The following is a 19,757-nucleotide window of genomic DNA, read 5'->3' as shown; positions in this document are numbered from 1 at the left end:
GCAGGTGATGCGGAGTATCAAGCAGCCGGGCGCGCCCATCGCGGAACGCATTCAATGGGTGGAGGCGAGGGGGCGCGCCTTCTCATTCACGCTTCCGGCAGGTCTGCCGCTGCTGGAAGCCGCGCGGCGCGGCTTTGCGGCCGAAGGTTTTACGAGCGGCGCGCTCAACTTCCGGAACGGCGCGCTCGGGCCTTTTGCCTATGTCATGCCGGCGCTGTCGACGACCGGCGAGAACGCGGCGTTCTACAGCGACACCTACCGGCCCGGCGGCGTGACGCGCACGAGGCTCGGCTCCATGACGCTCGGTACGCGCGACGGGGCGCCGTTCTTTCATTGTCACGGGCTGTGGACGGAGGCGGGCGGCAAGACCAGCGGTGGCCACATGCTGCCGGACGAGACTGTTGTCGCCGAACCGTTCGAGGTCGACGCCTTCGGCCTCGATGGCGCGATGTTTACCGCCGAGCCCGATCCCGAGACCAATTTCAAGCTGTTCGGGCCGGTGGAGGCCGCGCGCAGCGGCGCGCGCGCCACGAGCCGCGCCTTCGCGCTGCGACTGCGGCCCAACCAGGATTTTGCTGGCTGCCTCGAAGAATTCTGCCGCGCGCACGGCATCGGGCGCGCGAAGATCCATGGCGGCGTCGGCTCGACCATCGGCGCGCGCTTCAGCGATGGCGGCGTAACCGAGCCGTTTGCGACCGAGCTTGCGGTGAGGGTCGGGCTGATCGCGCCCGGGCCCTCTGGCGCGCTCGAAGCCGCGCTCGACGCCGCGCTGATCGACTACACCGGCGGCTTGGCGGAGGGGCGCCTGGTCCGCGGCGACAATCCCGTGCTGATGACGATGGAGCTGGTGCTGGAGGCGCTGGACTAGGCTGCGACCGGCCCTGGCGCCGGGAGCCCCTGCCACTTGCGTGGCATCATTGTTCCCGTTGCGTTCCGACTTGGAATGCCGGTGGCGGAATGGACGGAGAGACGGCTATGAGCCGGCGAGGTCATCGCACGATCAACCTGCCGGCGCCGTATCTGAAGCGGGTCTGGCTCGACCCGTCGAAAGTTCACGATCGCGAGGCTTATCCGTTTTGCCTGCCCATCTTCCCGGATGATTTCGAGCTCAGTTTCGACGCCGCCATCACGATTATCGTTGGAGAGAACGGCACCGGGAAGTCGACGATCCTCGAGGGCATCGCATCGCTCGCCGGCTACGACGATGCCGGGGGCGGCAAGGGCTACATGCCGGTCGATCATTCCGAGGCGCGCGAGAAGATGGGCGGCCAACTCGGCAAGGCGCTTCGCGCGAGCTGGCTGCCGAAGATCAGCAATGGCTGGTTCTTCCGTGCCGAGAGCTTTTTCTCGGTCGCGCGGTATCTGGACAAGGCCGCGCGTGATGCCGGCCAGGTCGGTCCCGATTTCCTGTCGCACTCCCACGGCGAAGGCTTCGTGCGCTTTTTCGAGGAGCGCTGTCAGCGCCAGGGCATCTTTATCTTCGACGAGCCGGAATCGGCACTTTCGCCGGCGCGCCAGATCGAGTTCTTGAAGCTCCTGCGACGCATGGAGGATTCCCGGATCTGCCAGGTGATCATGGCAACGCATTCGCCGATGCTGATGGCGTATCCGAATGCGCGGCTGCTGCGGCTCGGGAAATACGGGCTGGAGCCGGTGACGGTCGAGGAGACGGATCACTACCGGTTGATGCGCGAGTTTTGTTCGGATCCGCACGGGTTCGTCGAGGCGACGCTGGGGGAATGATCCGCGAGAGTAATCGATAGGCGCTCTCTCCAACGTCATTGCGAGCGCTGCGTCCGGGGCACGAGAGTTGTGTCCATCTCGCATGTCTATCCAGATCTCGCGCGGTTTCCCGTTCTCGCGGCGCATTCCGCCCGAGTTTTGCTTCAGTTGCCGCCCTCAAAAGTGCCGAGGGCGCAGGGAAGGCCGGGTGCCGGCTGGCACCCGCGGTCCACTGCGAAAGCGTGTGCTTAAAAAAGCTGCACAGCGGCATACAGGTGAAGCCAAACATCCGGCCTTCCCTGCGCAGTGGTTTTACGGCTTATGTCGTGCTCTCCCCGGGGAGCGATGCACTATTGCCCCCGTCGCCTTGCGGATAGCTGATGCGCGCGCCCGGTCGGGCCGCAACATCACCGCAACACTTGGCGCACAGACCCCGGGCGCCAGGACCACACGATTTTGTCGTCCGCAGGCTGCACCGGTCGTGTGCGCAAAGGTCGCTGCTCACGGTGTGACCCGCCCTGCAAACCACCTTCGCGCCGACGCTGCCTGCGTCCACCACGTCCCATCCCGCGTGTCGTGACGATCGCGATGCGCCCCTCGGCCGGGTTGGGATGATCGTCTATACGATAATCCGAAGTTCTGATAAAGAGAATTATTTTGGCTAAGTGGCGTTGACCCTCCTATGGGTGTTTTGCCCGGCGGGCCGCGCAAGGTTTTGTGGGTCGTGCCGGACGCCGCCGCAACGGCGCCACGAACCGGTCTCCCCTCGGCCCCAAAATGCGCTAGGATGACCGCAGCGCGCATTCCAAGTCGCGCACGATCAACTGGACGTATGAGGAAACGAGATGAGGGTGACGATTGGACGGCGCACGGCCATGGCTGCGGCGCTGGCTGTGGTTGGGGCGGCAGGCTTGACGGCGACCTTGGGTCCGGTTTTTTCACCGGCGGCCTGGGCGCATGGGCCGACCCGGCAGAAGGTGCGGGAATCCATCGAGATCAACGCGCCGCAGGACAAGGTCTGGGCCGCGATCCGCAGCTTCCAGGACATGAGCTGGCTTCCGCCTGTCACCAAGACCACCGGCGAGAAGGGCAACGAGATCGGCGCGACGCGCCAACTGACGCTGACGGGCGGGGCGACTGTCGATGAGGAGCTCTACAAATACGAGCCCGACATGCTGAGCTATTCGTACCGGATCACCAAGGTCGACGTGAAGGTGCTGCCGGTGACCAATTATTCCTCGACGTTGACGGTATCGCCGGCTTCCGACGGCAAGTCCAAGCTGGAATGGGCCGGGGCGTTCTACCGCGGCTTTCCCAACAACGATCCGCCGCCGGAGCTGAGCGACGAGGCCGCGGTGAAGGCCGTGAGCGGGCTCTACAAGACCGGCCTCGAAGCGCTGAAGAAGAAGATCGAGAGCGGTAGCTGATCGTGCGGATGCTGGTTCTGGCGGCGCTCGCCGCCAGCCTTTGTCATGCCAGCCTCGGCAGCGCCGCTGCCGAGGAGGCGTTCGTCACCAACCAGCTCAGCGACGATCTGATGGTCGTGGATCTCGCCACTTCGCGCAGCGTCGCGACCATCCCGATCGGCGGCAAGCCGGCGGGCGTTGCCGTCAGCGCTGACGGGCGGTTTGCTTATGTGACGAGCCCCGATGCCAAGGCGGTGGCGGTGGTGGACGCGGCCGCGCGGCAGGTGACGGGGCGGATCGAGGTCGGCGGCGGGCCGCTCGGCATTGCGGTGGCGCCCGATGGTAAGACCGTCTATGTCGCGGACTGGTACGCGGCGGCGGTGCGGGTGATCGATGCGACCTCGCGCAGCGTCACGGCCAGCATCGCGGTCGGCGCCTCGCCGTCGGGCCTTGCGGTGACGCCCGACGGCAAGCTGCTGCTCTCGGCCGACCGCGACGACGACAGCGTCTCGGTCGTGGACACCGCGACGCGCCAGCGCAAGGCGACGATCAAGGTCGGCACCCGACCATTCGGCGTCACCATCGATGCCGACGGCAAGCGCGCCTACACCGCCAATGTCGGCTCCGACGACGTCTCCGTGATCGATATTGCAGAAGCGCGCGAGATCGGCCGTGTGCCGGTCGGGATGCGCCCCTACGCGGTGGCGCTGACGCTAGGCCGCGGCTTCGTCACCGACCAATATGGCGGCACCGTCAGCGTGTTCGATCTGGCGAGCCTGAAGCCGATCAAGCGCATCAATGTCGGCGACTATCCCGAAGGCATCGCGGCGACCGCCGATGGCAAGCGCGTCATCGTGGCGTGCTGGGAGAGCAACACGCTAAGCATCATCGACGCGACCGAGCTGAAGGTGATCGGCGAGATCAAGACCGGCGACGGCCCGCGCGCGTTCGGGGCGTTCTTGCGCAGGACGGAGTAGGGGACGGGAACGCCCCCCGATTTCGCTCGCTTCGTCCGGGCCACGGCATTAGGGCGGCGTGGTGTTTAGAACCTCCCACAGGGCCATCGGTGCACCGGCCCAGTGCCAGAATGAATAGCTCTGATAATCCCGGTCCTTGCAGAGTTGGATGAAAATGGTCGCGCGCTCCGCGCAAGCCTGGGCAGACGCGCAGCCACCACCATCCCCGACATAGCCGGCGCCGACGGGACCGAAGGGTGCTGTGAGATGCGCATTGCCGGTGACCGCGCGATCGATGCGCGATGCGACGCTGGGACTGGAGCCGTAGTAAGTCTGAGGAAAGTTGACATCGGCGTGCCGGGCAATCTCGGTGAATCTCGGAAGCCAGCCAGTGATGTTCTGCGGGATGTCATTGCTCGACATTCCCAGAGGTTTTTCCAGCGTGTCGGCTGCCTGCCGCATCGCAACGCCATAGGCTCTGGCCTCATTGAGGCCGCCGTGAAAGAAATCAGCGCCGCCCTCGGCATCCATGATCATGCCGTCCAGCTCGAACTGCTGCGCCAGGTTCTTGAACGTCGCCGCTTCGGCCTGTGCGGCCTGCGTCGTTGGACAATGCGGGACCTGCCAACCCCAGACCTGCAAATTGCTGTCATGGGCCTTGGTGACGAGATTGGTCATCGTGGCCGCCATGGCCCCGGTCACGTTGCGGTAGGGCGAAGCCCCATCGGCGACTTTGACCCAAATCGCCGAGAGCCTGGCACGGCGCGCTTTCTCGACGAGTTTGTTGACGCCACCTTCAGCTGCGAGAACCGGTTCGAGCTTCCAAATATACATGCTTCGGCTTCGGGGCATGCCAAAACTCCATAAAATGATTGCGAGATATAAAGTTACAATCTGAACAGGTGCTCGCTGAAAATCAATCTCTAATTTTGTTGCTGTAAGGTGTACGCATAGATTGTGCGTCTTGTCTGGGTCTTGTCTGCTTGGTCGGCCATCGAACCGCCGGCGTCCGCGACTGCGCTTTGCGCACCCGCAGGGCTAACCCACGCTGCGATTCCGATCGCGGCACACCGCCTCGGAAATCTCATCCATCCCCTCGAACATATGGTCCGGCCCGTGCGCCCGCAGCGCCGCCGGTGCCGCATAGCCCCAGCACACCGCGCCGCAGGCAATCCCGACGCCGCGTGCCGCCTCGATGTCGCGCACCTCGTCGCCGATCGCGATGACCTGGCCGGGCTCCACGCCGGCACGGCGTATGACTCGGCGGAATTTCGCCGGCTTGCCGAACAGCGAGGCCGAGCAGTCGAAATGCGAAAACAGCGCGGCGGCCTCGCCAAGCTTCTCGCGCGCATTGGCCTCGCTGTCGGACGTCACCAGCGCGAGCTGCACACCATTGACCGCCAGCGTCCGCAACATGGTCTCGACGCCCGCAAACAGCGGGATCTCAGCTGCAGCCTCTCCCTTCAGCCGCCGCGCATGCCGTGCGATCGCCGGCAGCTTCCAAAGCGGCACCTCGAGCCGGGAGAGGATCTCCCGCGTCGAGGCATGCCGCAGCCCCTCGACGTCTTCATCCCGCACGCGGCGAAAGCCGAAACGGTCGGCGATGTCGTTGACGGTGCGCAGGAACCACGGGAAGCTGTCGGCCAGCGTGCCGTCGAGATCGAAGATGGCGAGGGCGTAGGGCATGGAGCTGAGGGTGGAGTTCGCTGACAAGAAAGATCGGACGTACTACTATTCGGCAGACTTCGAGGACAGCCATGCGGCACGAGCGGACCGAAATCAACCCGGAGATCATGGACGGCAAGCCCGTGATCCGCGGAACGCGTGTGCTGGTCGAGTTGGTGTTGCGCGAGCTGGGCGCGGGCATGACTATCGAAGCCATCATGTCGGAGCACCCGCGGCTTACGGTTGACGATATCCGGGCGGCCCAAGCCTTTGCGTCGCCGAATTCGCTGCCAGTCTGAGTGACATGGAGGTAATTGCGCTGGCGTCCAGGGAAGGGCGGCTTAGCTTCTTGGCTCCGTGAAAATGCAAGCTGGAACCGCGGAATGCTGTCGCCAAGCGCTGTCGAGATCCAAGATGATGTTACACCGCTAGGACTTCCACACGGTCTCCTCGGTCCAGCCCAGCGCAGCGAACTCGGCGGCCCGGAGCGGGGCTTCTCCTTCGGCAAAGAACTCGTCGAGCCGAGGCGGGGCGACGGCTGTCTCGGACAGCATGGCGTGCGCCTGTCCGCGATGATGGATCTGATGCTGGATGAGATGCATCAGGAGCCGGTCGCGGCGCTCGGTTTGCACCTGCGTGTCGCGATTGATCTTCACGATGTCATCGAGTCGTGCGGGCGTCAGCGTATCGCACATGGCGATCAGCCGCTTGTCGATCGCAGCTTGAGCGGGCTTCAGCGCGGCAAGGGAAGGGTACGGCACCTCGTTTTTCCAGGCCGCCGGTCCGAGCCAGCCACCCTCCAGCGCATCGATGTAGAATAGATCGATGACATGGATGTGGTTGAGGGTGCGCTGCAGGCTCGGAAAGAAGCCGGTGCGGTGGGCTTCGAATTCAGCCTGGGACAGCGCGTCGCAAGCCGAGAGCAGCCGATGGTTGGCCCAGGCATTGTTGTGGGCGAAGGCGCGGTAAGTCTGCACAAGGCCAGCGGACATGGCGGCTCTCCCTTGCAGCCGGTCGCCTGTAGCCCGCATGATCGACGCGATATGCGGGGCTGGTGATTGCCTCACGAGTGGTCCCGGATGTCGCTTCGCTCATCCGGGCTACGCTGAACCAACGCAGTCCAATGATTTACTCCGCCGCCTCGCTCGTGCTCCTTCGCTTCGGCTTCCTCGCCTTCTTCAGCACCGGCTCCAAAAACTTGCCCGTGTAGCTCCGCGGCGCCTTCGCGATGTCTTCCGGCGGGCCCCAGGCGACGATCTCGCCGCCGCCGTCGCCGCCTTCGGGGCCAAGGTCGATGACCCAGTCTGCCGTCTTGATGACTTCGAGATTGTGCTCGATGACGACGACCGTGTTGCCCTGCGCCACCAGCTCGTGCAGCACCTCCAGCAGCTTCTTGACGTCGTGGAAGTGCAGGCCGGTGGTGGGCTCGTCCAGGATGTAAAGCGTGCGGCCGGTGGCGCGTTTGGACAGCTCTTTTGCCAATTTGACGCGTTGCGCTTCACCGCCCGAGAGTGTTGTCGCCTGTTGGCCCACGTGAATGTAATCGAGACCGACGCGGTGCAAGGTTTGAAAAGTCTCGCGCACGCGCGGCACCGCCTTGAAGAACTCGGCGGCTTCTTCGACGGTCATGTCGAGCACGTCGGCGATAGACTTGCCCTTGAACAGGACTTCGAGCGTCTCGCGGTTGTAGCGCTTGCCCTTGCAGACGTCGCAGGTGACGTAGACGTCGGGCAGGAAGTGCATCTCGATCTTGATGACGCCGTCGCCCTGGCAGGCCTCGCAGCGGCCGCCCTTGACGTTGAAGGAGAAGCGGCCGGGCTCGTAGCCGCGCGCCTTGGACTCGGGCAGGCCGGCGAACCATTCGCGGATCGGCGTAAAGGCGCCGGTGTAGGTCGCGGGGTTGGAGCGCGGCGTGCGGCCGATCGGCGACTGGTCGATGTCGATGATCTTGTCGATGTGCTCGAGGCCCTCGATGCGGTCATGCGGGGCCGCGCCCTCGCTGGCATTGTTCAGCTTGCGGGCGATGGACTTGTAGAGCGTGTCGATCAGCAGCGTCGACTTGCCGCCGCCTGATACGCCGGTGACGGCGGTGAACAGGCCGAGCGGAATTTCGGCGGTGACGTTCTTGAGATTGTTGCCGCGCGCGTTGACCACCTTGATGGTGCGGCGGTGGTTCGGCGGCCGCCGCTCCGGCACCTCGACCTCGAGCTCGCCGGTCAGGTACTTGCCGGTCAACGATTTCGGGTTGCGCATGATCTCGGCGGGCGTGCCTTCGGCAATGATGTTGCCGCCATGCATGCCGGCGCCGGGGCCGATGTCGAGAACGTGGTCAGCGAGCAGGATGGCGTCCTCGTCATGCTCGACCACGATCACGGTGTTGCCGAGGTCGCGCAGCCGCTTGAGGGTGTCGAGCAGGCGGGCGTTGTCGCGCTGGTGCAGGCCGATCGAGGGCTCGTCCAGCACGTAGAGCACGCCCGTCAGGCCCGAGCCGATCTGCGAGGCCAGGCGGATGCGCTGGCTCTCGCCGCCGGACAGCGTGCCGGAGGAGCGGGACAGCGTGAGATAGTTGAGGCCGACGTCGAGCAGGAAGGTGAGACGTTCGCGGATTTCCTTCAGAATGCGGCCGGCGATCTCGTTCTGCTGCGCGTTCAGCGCCTCCGGCACGGTCTCGAACCATGCACCGGCGCCCTTCACGGACAGCTCGGAAATCTCGCCGATGTGCTTGCCGCCGATCTTGACGCAGAGCGCCTCGGGCTTGAGCCGAAAGCCCTTGCAGCCCTCGCAGGGCACGTCGTGGAAGTACTTTGCGAGCTCCTCGCGCGCCCACTCGCTTTCCGTCTCGCGGTAGCGGCGGTTGATGTTGGTGATGACGCCTTCGAACGGCTTCTTGGTGTCGTAGGAGCGCACCCCGTCCTCATAGGAGAACTTGATCTCGTCCTCGCCGGAGCCGTGGAGGATGGCGTTTTGCGTCTTCTTGGCGAGATCCTTCCACTTGGTGGTCAGCGTGAATTTGTAGTGCTTGCCGAGCGCGGTCAGCGTCTGCACGTAATAGGGCGAGGACGATTTGGCCCAGGGCGCGATCGCGCCCTTGCCGATGGCGAGCTCCTTGTCGGGAATGACGAGGTCTTCGTCGACATGCTGCTCGACGCCGAGGCCGCCGCAGGCCGGACACGCGCCGTAGGGGTTGTTGAACGAGAACAGGCGCGGCTCGACCTCGGGAATGGTGAAGCCGGAGACCGGGCAGGCGAACTTTTCCGAGAACAGGATGCGCTCGGGTCCGCTCTTGTCGTGGATCTTGGCGGTCTTCTTCTTTTCCTCAGTGGGAGCTGCCGTCGGTGCGTCGGCGAACTCGACGACGGCGAGGCCTTCGGCGAGCTTCAGCGCGGTCTCAAAGCTCTCGGCGAGGCGCTGGCCGATGTCGGCGCGCACCACGATACGATCGACCACGACGTCGATGTCATGCGGGAATTTCTTGTCGAGCGTCGGGGCTTCGGCAAGCTCGTGGAAGGTGCCGTCGATCTTGACGCGCTGAAAGCCCTTCTTGAGCCATTCGGCGAGCTCCTTGCGGTACTCGCCCTTGCGGCCGCGCACGACGGGCGCGAGCAGATAGAGGCGGGTGCCCTCGGGCAGCGCCAGCACGCGGTCGACCATCTGTGAGACGGTCTGGCTCTCGATCGGCAGGCCCGTGGCCGGCGAAGAGGGCACGCCGACGCGGGCCCAGAGCAGGCGCATGTAGTCGTAGATCTCGGTGACGGTGCCGACGGTGGAGCGCGGGTTCTTCGACGTCGTCTTCTGCTCGATCGAGATCGCCGGCGACAGGCCGTCGATCTGGTCGACGTCAGGCTTCTGCATCATCTCGAGGAACTGGCGCGCATAGGCCGAAAGCGATTCGACGTAGCGGCGCTGGCCCTCGGCATAGATTGTGTCGAAGGCGAGCGAGGATTTGCCGGAGCCGGAGAGGCCGGTGAACACCACCAGCTTGTCGCGGGGAATCTCGACGTCGATGTTCTTGAGGTTGTGCTCGCGCGCGCCACGGATCGTAATTGCGCGCAGGCTGGAGCCCGCGTTCTGTTGTTGGCGCTTCGCCTTGATCACTTCATCCATCCGAGTTGCCCTCAAGGAATCCCATGGGTGCGCGACCGCGCCAATAAAAAAGGCGCGCTCGCCCGGAACCGGGATCGGCGCCGATGGGGTTGTCAGCGAACGTAGGAAGAACGGAGACGGATTTCCAGTGGGACTTGCGAATCGTCAACGGAATGTTGGCGCGCTGGCGGCATCTGGCAGCAGGGCTTTGCGGAACTGCGCGGCAAGGTGCCGCGAAAACAAAAAGGCCGGCGCGAGGCCGGCCTTTCGTGACGATGTAACGTCGGTAGCAATCAGGACTTCAGATCAATACCGGGCAACCACAGGGCCGCCGAAGGTGTAGTTGAGGCGGACGGTGCCCATGTCGACGTCCTGCTTGATCCGGTCGATGCGGTCGTTGACGCCGAGGATCGTGAACGAGTTGTTGCGCTTGCCCATGAACAGATGGTCGTATTCGATCGCCACGGACCAGTTCGGTGCGAAGCCGAATTCGATGCCGGTGCCGACCGCGCCGCCCCAGCGGGTCTCGCTCGCGCTATCGAGGACGACGCCGCCTACCAGGCCGTTATATTTGGCGTGCGTGACGGCCGCGCCGCCCTTCACGTACCAGAGCACGTTGTTCCAGGCATAGCCGACCTGGCCGGTGAACAGGCCAATCGCATCGATCTTGGTCTGGTTGACCAGCGGTCCAAGCACCAAGCTCGTATTCGAGCCCTTCAGGTTGGCCCAGTCGCCCTGAGCTTCGAGGCCGAACACCCAATTGGCCGACTGCCAGCGATAACCGACCTGGCCACCGACGACGCCGCCGGTCGCATTGTGACAGCCTTCAGCCGTGTCCGGACCCGCAACACCGAAGATATTGTTGACGTCCCAGCAATTGCGGCTCGAGGCGCCGCCGCCGTTGATACCGATGTAGAAACCGCTCCAATTGTACATCGCGATCGGCGCGACCGGAGCCTTGGTGTAGGGGCGGGCCGCCAAATCGGCCGCCGAGGCCGGTGCCAACGCGCTGAGTGCGAACAAGCTGGCCGAAGCCAGCAAAAGCTTCTTCATATCCATTCCCCAGTTCCCGTTCCTCGTTCTGACCTTCCGGAAAGCGGAAGAGCCAGCAGACTATGAGCCGACTAATGTCATTGCTTTACACCATTGAAGCCAAAGGTTGTGTCACCCTGGCGCCACATCTCTGCGGAAAACGCGAGCGAGCCGGTTGGCGCGCAAAAAACAAAAAGGCCGGCGCGAGGCCGGCCTTTCGTAACGCGAGGCGTTGAAGTGTAGCTTAGTACTTGGCGACCACGGGGGCGCCGAAGTGATAGTTCACGCCGACCTGCACGGTGTGGAAGTTGAGCGTGCCGGTGGTGACCGGAGCGCCGAGACCGGAGAAGTAGGTCTCGCCGCCGAGGCTGCGATAGAGGTACTCGCCCTTGACCGACCACTGCGGAGCGAAGAACGCTTCGACGCCGGCGCCGACGGTCCAGCCCGAGTGGAACTTGCTGTCGGAGACAGTCACGCCGAGCGCGCTGACGCTGACCTTGTTGTCGATCCAGGCGTAACCACCGGTGCCGTAGAACAGCACGTTGTTGACGGCCCAGCCGATGCGGCCGCGGACGGTGCCGAGCGCGTCGGTCTTGGACGACACGGTGATGCCGAGAGCGGTCGCCGAGGCGCTGACGTCAGCCCAGGAACCATCGGCCTCGATGCCGAACACGACGTTGCCGGCCTGCCAGTTGTAGCCGGCGGTGCCGCCGACGAAGCCACCCTTCATTTTCGGGTCGCCGGAAGCGTTTTCCCAGGCGCCGCCACCGACGATACCGAGGTAGAAGCCGGTCCAGTTGTAGACGGCAGCCGCCGGAGCGATCGGAGCCTTGGTGTAGGGGCGGGCTGCGAGGTCGGCCGCCGAAGCGGGCGCAGCGAGAGCGAACAAACAGGCCGAAGCCAACAAAACCTTCTTCATTTTCAACTAATCCCAGTCCCAGTTTCTGTTGTTGCCTTCCTGACCGGAAGGGCAGCGGACTCAACGGCCCAACTAACGCCGTGCTTACACCACTAAAGCCGCAAGTTGTGTCTCCGAAAAGCCACATCGGTCGAAAAGGTGATGGTTACTGACTTATTGCCCCCCGTTCATGTCTCGCCAAACGAAAAAGGCCGGCGCGAGGCCGGCCTTAGACGTCAATGATGTCAGGGGGATATCAGTACCGCGCGACGCCAGCCGCACCCCAGTTGAAGTGATAATTCACACCTGCCTTGACCGTGTGGACGGTATCGGTCCACTCGGACCGGTTGGTCACGACGGGGCTGTACTGAATCGTGCTCTTGCCGAAATCGATATAGTTGTATTCGACCTTGGCCGACCAGTTCGGAGCGAACATGTATTCCGCGCCGGCGCCGACGGTCCAACCCCAGCGGGTGTTGTTCTGGATGAAGACGTTTCCGGGGACGCCATCGTAGCGATGCTGAATGTCGCCGACCGCAGCGCCGCCGCTGACGAAGAAGAGAGCGGGGCCGGTCGAGTAGCCGAGACGGCCCTTGATGTCGCCGAAACCGCGGATTCTGGTGAAATAGGTGTCGCCGAGGCCGGCGTTGATCTCGGCCGAACGACCGTTGATGTCAGCCCAATGATAGTCGCCCTCGATGCCGAACACCCAGTTGGCCGCCTGCCAGTTGTAGCCGACCACGCCACCGACAAAGCCGCCGGTGGTGTCGTAGTTCTGACTTCCAGCAAAGAGCGCCGTATTCGGACCGCCAAAGAAGGTTTCGTCGCTGCGGCCCCAGGCACCACCGCCCTGCACACCGAGGTAGAAGCCGGTCCAGGTATAGATCGGAGCGGGCGGCGCGATCGGCGCCTTTGTATAGGGACGGGCTGCAAGGTCGGCAGCACCGGCCGGAGCCGAGAGGGTCAGCGCAACCGCGCCGGCGAAGCCAATCAGAATCTTCTTCACTGTAATCTCCCCAGTCGTGTCCGCCTCTCTGAGTTCCCCAAGGCGGACTATCAGGCGCGAGGCCCATTGCATCAATTCCAGGCACGACGATAGCTCGATTCTGCGGCAGAGTCCGTGCCCGGAGTGCAACAGTTGGGTGTAATCGACCTACCTCTAACTTAATGAATGTTAAGTGGTTTTTACCGTTCACGGGAACCCGATTTGGTTCCATCGAGATTGCCTTCACAGCGCCATTTAGGCGCCATCCCGTCTCCACATTTGGCAGTCGATTTCTGTAGGAACAAATCTGGAACAGACCGCCGGTCGGTGCTATATGTGGGGATAACCTTGGGGGTGACGGGCTGAGCAGCCCCTGCAAGCGTATAGGGTCGCCTTAACAGGGCGCAGAGGAACGCGGGCAGCGCGCTTGGCCTTAGGAAATTCAGTGGCATTCGGAGTGGAGAGCGGCGATGGCGGGAAGCGTCAACAAGGTCATTCTGGTTGGAAATCTCGGCAAGGATCCTGAAATCCGCCGCACCCAGGACGGGCGGCCGATCGCGAATCTGAGCATCGCCACCTCCGAGACCTGGCGCGACAAGAACAGCGGCGAGCGCAAGGAAAAGACCGAGTGGCATCGCGTCGTGATCTTCAATGAAGGGCTCTGCAAGGTCGCCGAGCAGTACCTGAAGAAGGGCGCGAAGGTTTACATCGAGGGCGCGCTCCAGACCCGCAAATGGACCGACCAGAGCGGCGTCGAGAAGTACTCGACCGAGGTCGTGCTCCAGGGCTTCAATTCGACGCTCACGATGCTCGATGGCCGCGGCGGCGGCGGAGGAGGCGGCAGCTTCGGCGACGAGCCGGGCGGCGATTTCGGCTCCTCTGGTCCGGTCAGCAGCGCGCCGCGCCGTCCCGTGGCCGCCGGCGGCGGTGGCCGCAACAGCGACATGGACGACGATATCCCGTTCTGAGCACGGACCGGACGATCAGGGGGGGCGCTGGCCGGCTGAGCGGCGCTTCCCATTTCGTGTCAGCAAACCTTACTAATCGGCAGAAAGGGCTCGGGATTTCCGGGCCCGCTTCATGTTTGGGTTGAACTCGGATTGCGCCAGCGCAATCGCGTCGACGGCGCGCGCCGGCCGCGCGATTGACGAGTCTCGAAGGGGATTTCGGAGGGCCTGTTCCGGGTCCCCCCGAGACGCCCCCATTAAGGCCGTAAGTTATTGGAAAAATAAGCGGAAAAAGCGCTTCCCTGAAGCCTGCAAGGGTGGTTATCAGGGGCTCGATGCGCTATATGATTCCCAGATAAAACCTCACCGGATTTCCCCTTGGCTGACGACGACGACAAGCCCGGCGACCAGCCGGGGCAACCCTCGGATATTCGCCCCGTCTCCATCTTCGAGGAGATGAAGAAGTCCTATCTCGACTACGCCATGAGCGTGATCGTGGCGCGGGCGCTGCCTGATGCCCGGGACGGTCTGAAGCCGGTGCACCGCCGCATCCTGTTCTCGATGAACGAGCAGGGGCACACGCCCGACAAGAAGTACGTCAAATCCGCCCGCGTGGTCGGTGACGTCATCGGTAAGTATCACCCGCACGGCGACCAGTCGATTTACGACGCCATGGTCCGCATGGCGCAGGACTTCTCGATGCGCGTGCCGCTGATCGACGGCCAGGGCAATTTCGGCTCGGTCGATGGCGATCCCCCGGCCGCCTATCGTTACACCGAAGCGCGCCTGACCAAGGCCGCGCTGGCTCTGCTGGCCGACATCGACAAGGACACCGTCGACTTCCAGCCGAACTACGACAACAACGAGACCGAACCGTCGGTCTTGCCGGCCAAGTTCCCGAACCTTCTCGTCAACGGCGCCGGCGGCATCGCGGTCGGCATGGCGACCAATATCCCGCCGCACAATCTCGGCGAGGTCATCGACGCCTGCGTTGCGCTGATCGACAACCCCGCGCTCACCATCGACGAGCTCATCAACATCGTGCCGGGACCGGATTTCCCGACCGGCGGCGTCATTCTCGGGCGGCAGGGCATCCGCGCCGCCTATCACCTCGGCCGCGGCTCGGTCGTCATGCGCGGCAAGGTCGCGATCGAGACCATCCGCAAGGAGCGCGAGGCGATCATCATCACCGAGATTCCCTACCAGGTGAACAAGGCGACGATGGTCGAGCGCATCGCCGAACTGGTCAAGGAAAAGAAGATCGAGGGCATCGGCGACCTGCGCGATGAATCGGACCGCGACGGTTACCGCGTCGTCATCGAATTGAAACGCGACGCCGTGCCGGATGTGGTCCTGAATCAGCTTTACAGGTTCACGCCTCTGCAAACGAGCTTCGGCGTCAACATGGTGGCGCTCGACAGCGGCCGTCCGCGGATCATGCATCTGAAGGACCTGCTCGCGATCTTCGTCGACTTCCGTGAGCGGGTCGTCACGCGTCGCACCAAGTACCTGCTCGCCAAGGCGCGCGATCGCGCCCATATTTTGGTCGGTCTGGCGATCGCGGTGGCCAATATCGACGAGATGATCCGAGTCATCCGGACCTCGCCGGACCCGACCACCGCGCGCGACACGCTGATGTCGCGCGACTGGCCGGCCCGGGACGTCGAGGACATGCTGACGCTGATCGACGATCCCCGTCACCGCATCAGCGCGGACGGCACGATCCGGCTGTCGATGGAGCAGGCGAGGGCCATTCTCGACCTGCGCCTTCAGCGCCTCACCGCACTCGGCCGCGACGAAATCCGCGATGAGCTCGACAAGCTTGCCGGCGAGATCGCCGATTATCTCGACATCCTGCGCTCGCGCGAGCGCGTGCTGGGCATCATCAAGACCGAACTTGCCGAGGTGAAGGCCGAGTTCGCCACCCCGCGGCGCACCGTCATCATCGAGCAGGAAGGCGAGGTCGAGGACGAGGACCTGATCCAGCGCGAGGACATGGTCGTCACCGTGTCCCATGCCGGCTACGTCAAGCGCGTGCCGCTGTCGGCCTACCGGGCGCAGCGCCGCGGCGGCAAGGGCCGCGCCGGCATGCAGACCCGCGACGAGGATTTTGTCTCGCGCCTGTTCGTGGCCTCCACGCACACGCCGGTGCTGTTCTTCTCCTCGCGCGGCCAGGTCTACAAGGAGAAGGTCTGGCGTCTGCCGATGGCCGCGCCGAACGCGCGCGGCAAGGCGCTGATCAACATCCTGCCGCTGGAGCAGGGCGAGCGCATCACCACCATCATGCCGCTGCCGGAGGACGAATCCACCTGGGGCGAGCTCGACGTGATGTTCGCCACGACAGGCGGCAATGTCCGCCGCAACAAGCTGTCAGACTTCGTCGACGTCCGCCGCTCCGGCATCATCGCCATGAAGCTGGACGATGGCGAGTCGATCGTCGACGTGCAGATCTGCACCGAGCGCGACGACGTGCTGCTGACCGCCGCCGGCGGCCAGTGCATCCGCTTCCCGGTTCCCGATGTGCGCGTATTCACCGGGCGCACCTCGATGGGCGTGCGCGGTATCGCGCTCGGCGAAGGCGACAAGGTGATCTCGCTGGCGATCCTGCGCCATGTCGAGACCACCTCGGACGAGCGCTCGGCCTACCTGAAAATGCGCCGCGCCGTCGCCGGCGAAGCTGCGGCCGAAGACGCTGCCGTGGACGCCGAGGCCGAGGAGACCTCCGGCAGCTTCCAGCTCGCGCAGGAGCGTTACGCCGAGATGTCGGCGCAGGAGCAGGTCGTACTGACCGTGTCCGTCAACGGCTACGGCAAGCGAACCTTGTCCTACGAGTACCGCACCACCGGCCGCGGCGGCAAAGGCATCGTGGCCATGAGCGTCAACAACCGCAACGGCAATCTGGTCGCGTCCTTCCCGGTGGAAGATGCCGACCAGATCATGCTGGTCACGGACAAGGGCCAACTGATCCGCTGCCCGGTCGAAGGCATCCGCATCGCCGGCCGCTCGACGCAGGGCGTCATCGTGTTCGACACCGCCGAGGACGAGCACGTCGTCTCGGTCGAGCACATCACGGAAGAGGCCGAGAGCGGCAACGGCGAGAATGGCAACGGGGCGTGACGCCCCGTTCTAGGCGGCGTTCGCAAGCTCTCTCGTCAGGTCGGCAAGCGCCTGGTGCTTGTCGATCTGCGCCATCCAGCACCAGAGCTCCAGTGTGCAGTACATGCGATAAAGGTCGAGCGTCTGCTGCCAGTCGGGGCGTGCGATCGTGCCATAGCCGGCGAGCAATCCGTCGCGCTTTGGCGCATCCTTCGGCGTGAAATAGTACAGCGCCTTCGCGATATCCATCAACGGATCGCCCGATGTCGCATTCTCGAAGTCGACGATGCCCGTCAGGCGTGGTGCGCCCTGCGGCGTCACCAGCACATTGCCGGCATGGAAATCGTAGTGGCTCAGTCGAGGGGTGATTGCTGCCTCGAACAGATGCTGTCGTGCCGTGACGCTGTCGCGAAGACGCGCGGCTAAAGCTGGATCGCCGCCGCGTGTGAGAAACTCCCTGAGCTTTCGGTCGAACTGCGCCGACATGTAGGCCTGGTTGCTCGGATGGGCCGTCCAGACCCCGTTGGGGCCGATATAGCCGAAGTTGTCGAGCGTGACGTCGTTGATTCGGCGCAGCGTCGCGCCCATCTCGGCGTAGATCGCAAACAGCTCGGTCTCCGACAGCGTTGCCTCGCGTCGGCCAAGCACGACGCCCTCCAACTTGGTCATGAGCACATAGTTCAGCTCGATGACCGATCGCGTGTCATCGGCGAGCAGGATTTTTGGAATGGCCGGGCCAAGGTTTCGCAGGAGACCCAGCACGTAGACCTCCTTCGCCATCTTCCACTGCAGCGATTCAGGATAGACCTTGAGGATGCACGTTGCTACATCCACCAGTGCGATCTCGATGACGGTGCTGATCTCCCCGCCATGCAGTTCGGTGACGCCGTTCACCGATGCGTGTGGAAAGATTTGGCGCACGATTGATTGCGCCTGATCGACCGAGATCTTCAGCCGGGGTTTCAGCTGCAACGGCACATCGGGCATTGGTGCTCGCTTTCAGGTAGGTCGGCGGAGCGGCGGTTAAATCTCAAGCTCCGTGCCGAATTCCACCACCTGCTTGGTCGGCACGCCGAAGAACGCAGCCGAGCGTTCGGCGTTGCGCTGGAGGAAGGCGAACACGCCTTCGCGCCAGACCCACATGCCCGGAATGTCCTCGCTGGGAATGATGGTCTCGCGGCCGACATAATAGGTGATGTCGGAGAGGTCGATGCCGGGCAGCTTGCTCTGGCGGCAGACGAGAATCAGGCCCTCATAGATCGTCGGGTTCTGCATGAAGCCGTAATGCAGGATCACGCGGGTGATGCCGGGAATGATCTCGATCACCTCGGCGCGTTCCTCGTCCGCGATGTGCGGAAGCTCCTCGATCAGCACGGTGACCAGCAGCACGCGCTCGTGCAGCACGCGGTTGTGCCTGACGAACTGGGTGAGCGCGAGCGGCACGCCGCGCGGCGCGGAGGCCAGGAACACGGCGGTCCCGGGCAGTCTTGCGCTGCACTTGTTCACGGCGGTCTCGATCAGATCTTCCTCGGGCTGCCGGAGCCGGCCCCTCGCGGCCTCGACCAGCTTCACGCCGGCGCGCCAGGTCAGCATCAGGAAGGCGACGAGGCCGGCGAGCAGCAGCGGAAACCAGCCGCCCTCGAACAGCTTGACCGAATTGGCCGAGAAGAAGATCACGTCGATGACGAAGAAGAAGCCATTCACGGCAACCACCAGCCAGGGCGAATAGCCCCACTGGATCGCCACCAGCGCGGCGAGCAGCGTCGTGATCGCCATCAGCAGCGACACTGCGATGCCATAGGCGCCGGCAAGCGCGTCCGACGTGCCGAAGCTCAGGACCGCCCCGAGCGTCGCAGCCGCAAGCAGCCAGTTCACCAGGGGCACGTAGATCTGGCCGATCGCGTCGCTCGTGGTGTGACGGATCAGCATGCGCGGCAGGAATCCGAGCTGGATCGACTGCTGGGTCAGCGAGAACACGCCGGAGATGATGGCTTGCGAGGCGATCACGGTCGCGACCGTCGAGAATGCGACGAGCAGATAGTGCAGGGCATCGGGGCAGAGCTGGAAGAAGGGGTTCTCGATCATCGTGGGATCGGTGATCAAGAGCGCAGCCTGGCCGAAATAATTCAGCACCAGCGCGGGCAGGCAGATGGCGAACCAGGCGAGGCGGATCGGCAGGCGGCCGAAATGTCCCATGTCGGCATACATGGCCTCGCCGCCGGTCACCGCGAGAAAGGCCGCGCCGAGAATTCCGAACGAGATGTGGAAATCCTGGTGGATCAGGAAGTCGAAGGCGTAGAGCGGGCTGAGCGCCACCAGCACCGCCGGCGCCTTGACGATGCCGTGGATGCCGAGCGCCGCGAGCACGACGAACCAGGCCAGCATCACCGGGCCGAAGATGCGGCCGATGAAGCCGGTGCCCTGCTTCTGCATCATGAACAGGCCGATCAGGATCGCGACGGTCACGGGCACCACGACGGGCGCAAGCGAGGGGGCGTCGACCTTGAGGCCCTCGATGGCTGAGAGCACCGAGATGGCCGGCGTGATCGCGCCGTCGCCATAGAGCAGCGCAGCGCCGACGAGCCCGACCACCAGGAGGTGGGCGCGCCATGTGCCTGGCTGGGCGTGGCGGGCATGGAGCAGCGCCAGCAGCGCGACGATGCCGCCTTCGCCGCGATTGTCCGCGCGCAGGATCAGCAGCGCATATTTCAGCGAGATGATCAGTAGCAGGGCCCAGAGGATCAGCGAGGCAATCCCCAGGACAGCGTCGTGACTGAGTGTGCCGCCATGGGCAGCCGCCTTGGCGGCTTCCTTCAGGGCATAGAGCGGGCTGGTACCGATATCGCCATAGACCACCCCGAGGGCGCCCATGGTCATGGCAAGCGGTAGCGGATCAGGATGGTGGCCGGAAACGACAGCGGGCGTACTGGACAATGGCAACCCCCCGATGGGATCGCGCCCGACGGG

Annotated in this window: 16 protein-coding genes; 7 read left to right on the top strand and 9 right to left on the bottom strand. The window is 64.1% G+C overall.

The window, feature by feature from the left end; genetic code table 11:
• The first annotated feature begins 7 nt into the window (after positions 1-7).
• The 4 genes from RAD04_RS25200 (at position 8) to RAD04_RS25185 (ending at position 4,105) form a co-directional block, all read left to right on the top strand.
• A complete protein-coding gene (locus RAD04_RS25200; protein WP_461625913.1) occupies positions 8-868 on the top strand; it encodes a PCC domain-containing protein in 861 nt (286 codons plus the stop codon).
• 107 nt (positions 869-975) lie between these two features.
• The gene (locus tag RAD04_RS25195) at positions 976-1,743 is read left to right on the top strand and encodes an AAA family ATPase (protein ID WP_461625912.1); all 768 of its coding nucleotides are present in this window, start codon (positions 976-978) and stop codon (positions 1,741-1,743) included.
• A gap of 824 nt (positions 1,744-2,567) precedes the next feature.
• Entirely contained in the window at positions 2,568-3,149 is a 582-nt protein-coding gene (locus RAD04_RS25190; protein WP_461625911.1) for an SRPBCC family protein, read from the top strand.
• 2 nt (positions 3,150-3,151) lie between these two features.
• On the top strand, positions 3,152-4,105 hold the full coding sequence (locus RAD04_RS25185) for a YVTN family beta-propeller repeat protein (protein WP_461625910.1): 954 nt from the start codon (positions 3,152-3,154) through the stop codon (positions 4,103-4,105).
• Between the two features lie 48 nt (positions 4,106-4,153).
• Here RAD04_RS25185 and RAD04_RS25180 read toward each other — a convergent pair whose 3' ends face one another.
• Both RAD04_RS25180 and RAD04_RS25175 read right to left on the bottom strand, forming a co-directional pair.
• Positions 4,154-4,918: a hypothetical protein gene (locus RAD04_RS25180; protein ID WP_461625909.1), complete on the bottom strand. Its 765-nt coding sequence runs from the start codon at positions 4,916-4,918 to the stop codon at positions 4,154-4,156.
• 204 nt (positions 4,919-5,122) lie between these two features.
• Positions 5,123-5,770, bottom strand: coding sequence for an HAD family hydrolase (locus RAD04_RS25175; RefSeq protein WP_461625955.1), 648 nt, complete (start codon positions 5,768-5,770; stop codon positions 5,123-5,125).
• Between the two features lie 71 nt (positions 5,771-5,841).
• Between RAD04_RS25175 and RAD04_RS25170 the strand changes: the two genes are divergently transcribed.
• A complete protein-coding gene (locus RAD04_RS25170; RefSeq protein WP_461625908.1) occupies positions 5,842-6,048 on the top strand; it encodes a DUF433 domain-containing protein in 207 nt (68 codons plus the stop codon).
• A 129-nt stretch (positions 6,049-6,177) separates the two neighbouring features.
• On the opposite strand, the gene RAD04_RS25165 is transcribed toward RAD04_RS25170, so the two are convergent.
• The 5 genes from RAD04_RS25165 to RAD04_RS25145 all read right to left on the bottom strand — a co-directional run bounded on the left by RAD04_RS25165 (position 6,178) and on the right by RAD04_RS25145 (position 12,768).
• Complete coding sequence (locus tag RAD04_RS25165; protein ID WP_461625907.1) at positions 6,178-6,741, bottom strand: DinB family protein; 564 nt, start codon at positions 6,739-6,741, stop codon at positions 6,178-6,180.
• 136 nt (positions 6,742-6,877) lie between these two features.
• A complete protein-coding gene (gene uvrA / locus RAD04_RS25160) occupies positions 6,878-9,853 on the bottom strand; it encodes an excinuclease ABC subunit UvrA (RefSeq protein ID WP_461625906.1) in 2,976 nt (991 codons plus the stop codon).
• Positions 9,854-10,138: 285 nt separating this feature from the next.
• The gene (locus RAD04_RS25155) at positions 10,139-10,885 is read right to left on the bottom strand and encodes an outer membrane protein (RefSeq protein WP_461625905.1); all 747 of its coding nucleotides are present in this window, start codon (positions 10,883-10,885) and stop codon (positions 10,139-10,141) included.
• Positions 10,886-11,108: 223 nt separating this feature from the next.
• Positions 11,109-11,783 carry an outer membrane protein gene (locus RAD04_RS25150; RefSeq protein ID WP_018317911.1) on the bottom strand — a complete coding sequence of 225 codons (675 nt, stop codon included), beginning with the start codon at positions 11,781-11,783 and terminating at the stop codon, positions 11,109-11,111.
• 235 nt (positions 11,784-12,018) lie between these two features.
• A complete protein-coding gene (locus tag RAD04_RS25145; RefSeq protein WP_461625904.1) occupies positions 12,019-12,768 on the bottom strand; it encodes an outer membrane protein in 750 nt (249 codons plus the stop codon).
• Between the two features lie 449 nt (positions 12,769-13,217).
• Between RAD04_RS25145 and RAD04_RS25140 the strand changes: the two genes are divergently transcribed.
• Together RAD04_RS25140 and gyrA are read left to right on the top strand one after the other, a co-directional pair.
• The gene (locus RAD04_RS25140; RefSeq protein ID WP_018317913.1) at positions 13,218-13,715 is read left to right on the top strand and encodes a single-stranded DNA-binding protein; all 498 of its coding nucleotides are present in this window, start codon (positions 13,218-13,220) and stop codon (positions 13,713-13,715) included.
• Positions 13,716-14,072: 357 nt separating this feature from the next.
• Positions 14,073-16,811, top strand: coding sequence for a DNA gyrase subunit A (gene gyrA, locus RAD04_RS25135; RefSeq protein ID WP_461618870.1), 2,739 nt, complete (start codon positions 14,073-14,075; stop codon positions 16,809-16,811).
• Positions 16,812-16,820: 9 nt separating this feature from the next.
• On the opposite strand, the gene RAD04_RS25130 is transcribed toward gyrA, so the two are convergent.
• Both RAD04_RS25130 and RAD04_RS25125 read right to left on the bottom strand, forming a co-directional pair.
• The gene (locus RAD04_RS25130; protein WP_461625903.1) at positions 16,821-17,777 is read right to left on the bottom strand and encodes a phosphotransferase family protein; all 957 of its coding nucleotides are present in this window, start codon (positions 17,775-17,777) and stop codon (positions 16,821-16,823) included.
• A 36-nt stretch (positions 17,778-17,813) separates the two neighbouring features.
• Entirely contained in the window at positions 17,814-19,667 is a 1,854-nt protein-coding gene (locus RAD04_RS25125) for a potassium transporter Kup (RefSeq protein ID WP_461625954.1), read from the bottom strand.
• Positions 19,668-19,757 lie beyond the last annotated feature (90 nt).

It is taken from the genome of Bradyrhizobium sp. 25ACV (assembly GCF_054863005.1).
The sequence above is the reverse complement of the archived record's forward strand: the minus strand, read 5'-3'. Positions and strand labels throughout refer to the sequence as shown.

Coding starts and splice junctions, on each gene's coding strand:
- RAD04_RS25170 (WP_461625908.1), top strand. CDS start 5,842: ATGCGGCACGAGCGGACCGAAATCAACCCGGAGATCATGGACGGCAAG.
- RAD04_RS25165 (WP_461625907.1), bottom strand. CDS start 6,741: ATGTCCGCTGGCCTTGTGCAGACTTACCGCGCCTTCGCCCACAACAAT.
- RAD04_RS25130 (WP_461625903.1), bottom strand. CDS start 17,777: ATGCCCGATGTGCCGTTGCAGCTGAAACCCCGGCTGAAGATCTCGGTC.
- RAD04_RS25150 (WP_018317911.1), bottom strand. CDS start 11,783: ATGAAGAAGGTTTTGTTGGCTTCGGCCTGTTTGTTCGCTCTCGCTGCG.
- RAD04_RS25180 (WP_461625909.1), bottom strand. CDS start 4,918: ATGTATATTTGGAAGCTCGAACCGGTTCTCGCAGCTGAAGGTGGCGTC.
- RAD04_RS25155 (WP_461625905.1), bottom strand. CDS start 10,885: ATGAAGAAGCTTTTGCTGGCTTCGGCCAGCTTGTTCGCACTCAGCGCG.
- uvrA (WP_461625906.1), bottom strand. CDS start 9,853: ATGGATGAAGTGATCAAGGCGAAGCGCCAACAACAGAACGCGGGCTCC.
- RAD04_RS25140 (WP_018317913.1), top strand. CDS start 13,218: ATGGCGGGAAGCGTCAACAAGGTCATTCTGGTTGGAAATCTCGGCAAG.
- RAD04_RS25190 (WP_461625911.1), top strand. CDS start 2,568: ATGAGGGTGACGATTGGACGGCGCACGGCCATGGCTGCGGCGCTGGCT.
- RAD04_RS25200 (WP_461625913.1), top strand. CDS start 8: ATGCGGAGTATCAAGCAGCCGGGCGCGCCCATCGCGGAACGCATTCAA.
- RAD04_RS25125 (WP_461625954.1), bottom strand. CDS start 19,667: ATGACCATGGGCGCCCTCGGGGTGGTCTATGGCGATATCGGTACCAGC.
- RAD04_RS25175 (WP_461625955.1), bottom strand. CDS start 5,770: ATGCCCTACGCCCTCGCCATCTTCGATCTCGACGGCACGCTGGCCGAC.
- RAD04_RS25195 (WP_461625912.1), top strand. CDS start 976: ATGAGCCGGCGAGGTCATCGCACGATCAACCTGCCGGCGCCGTATCTG.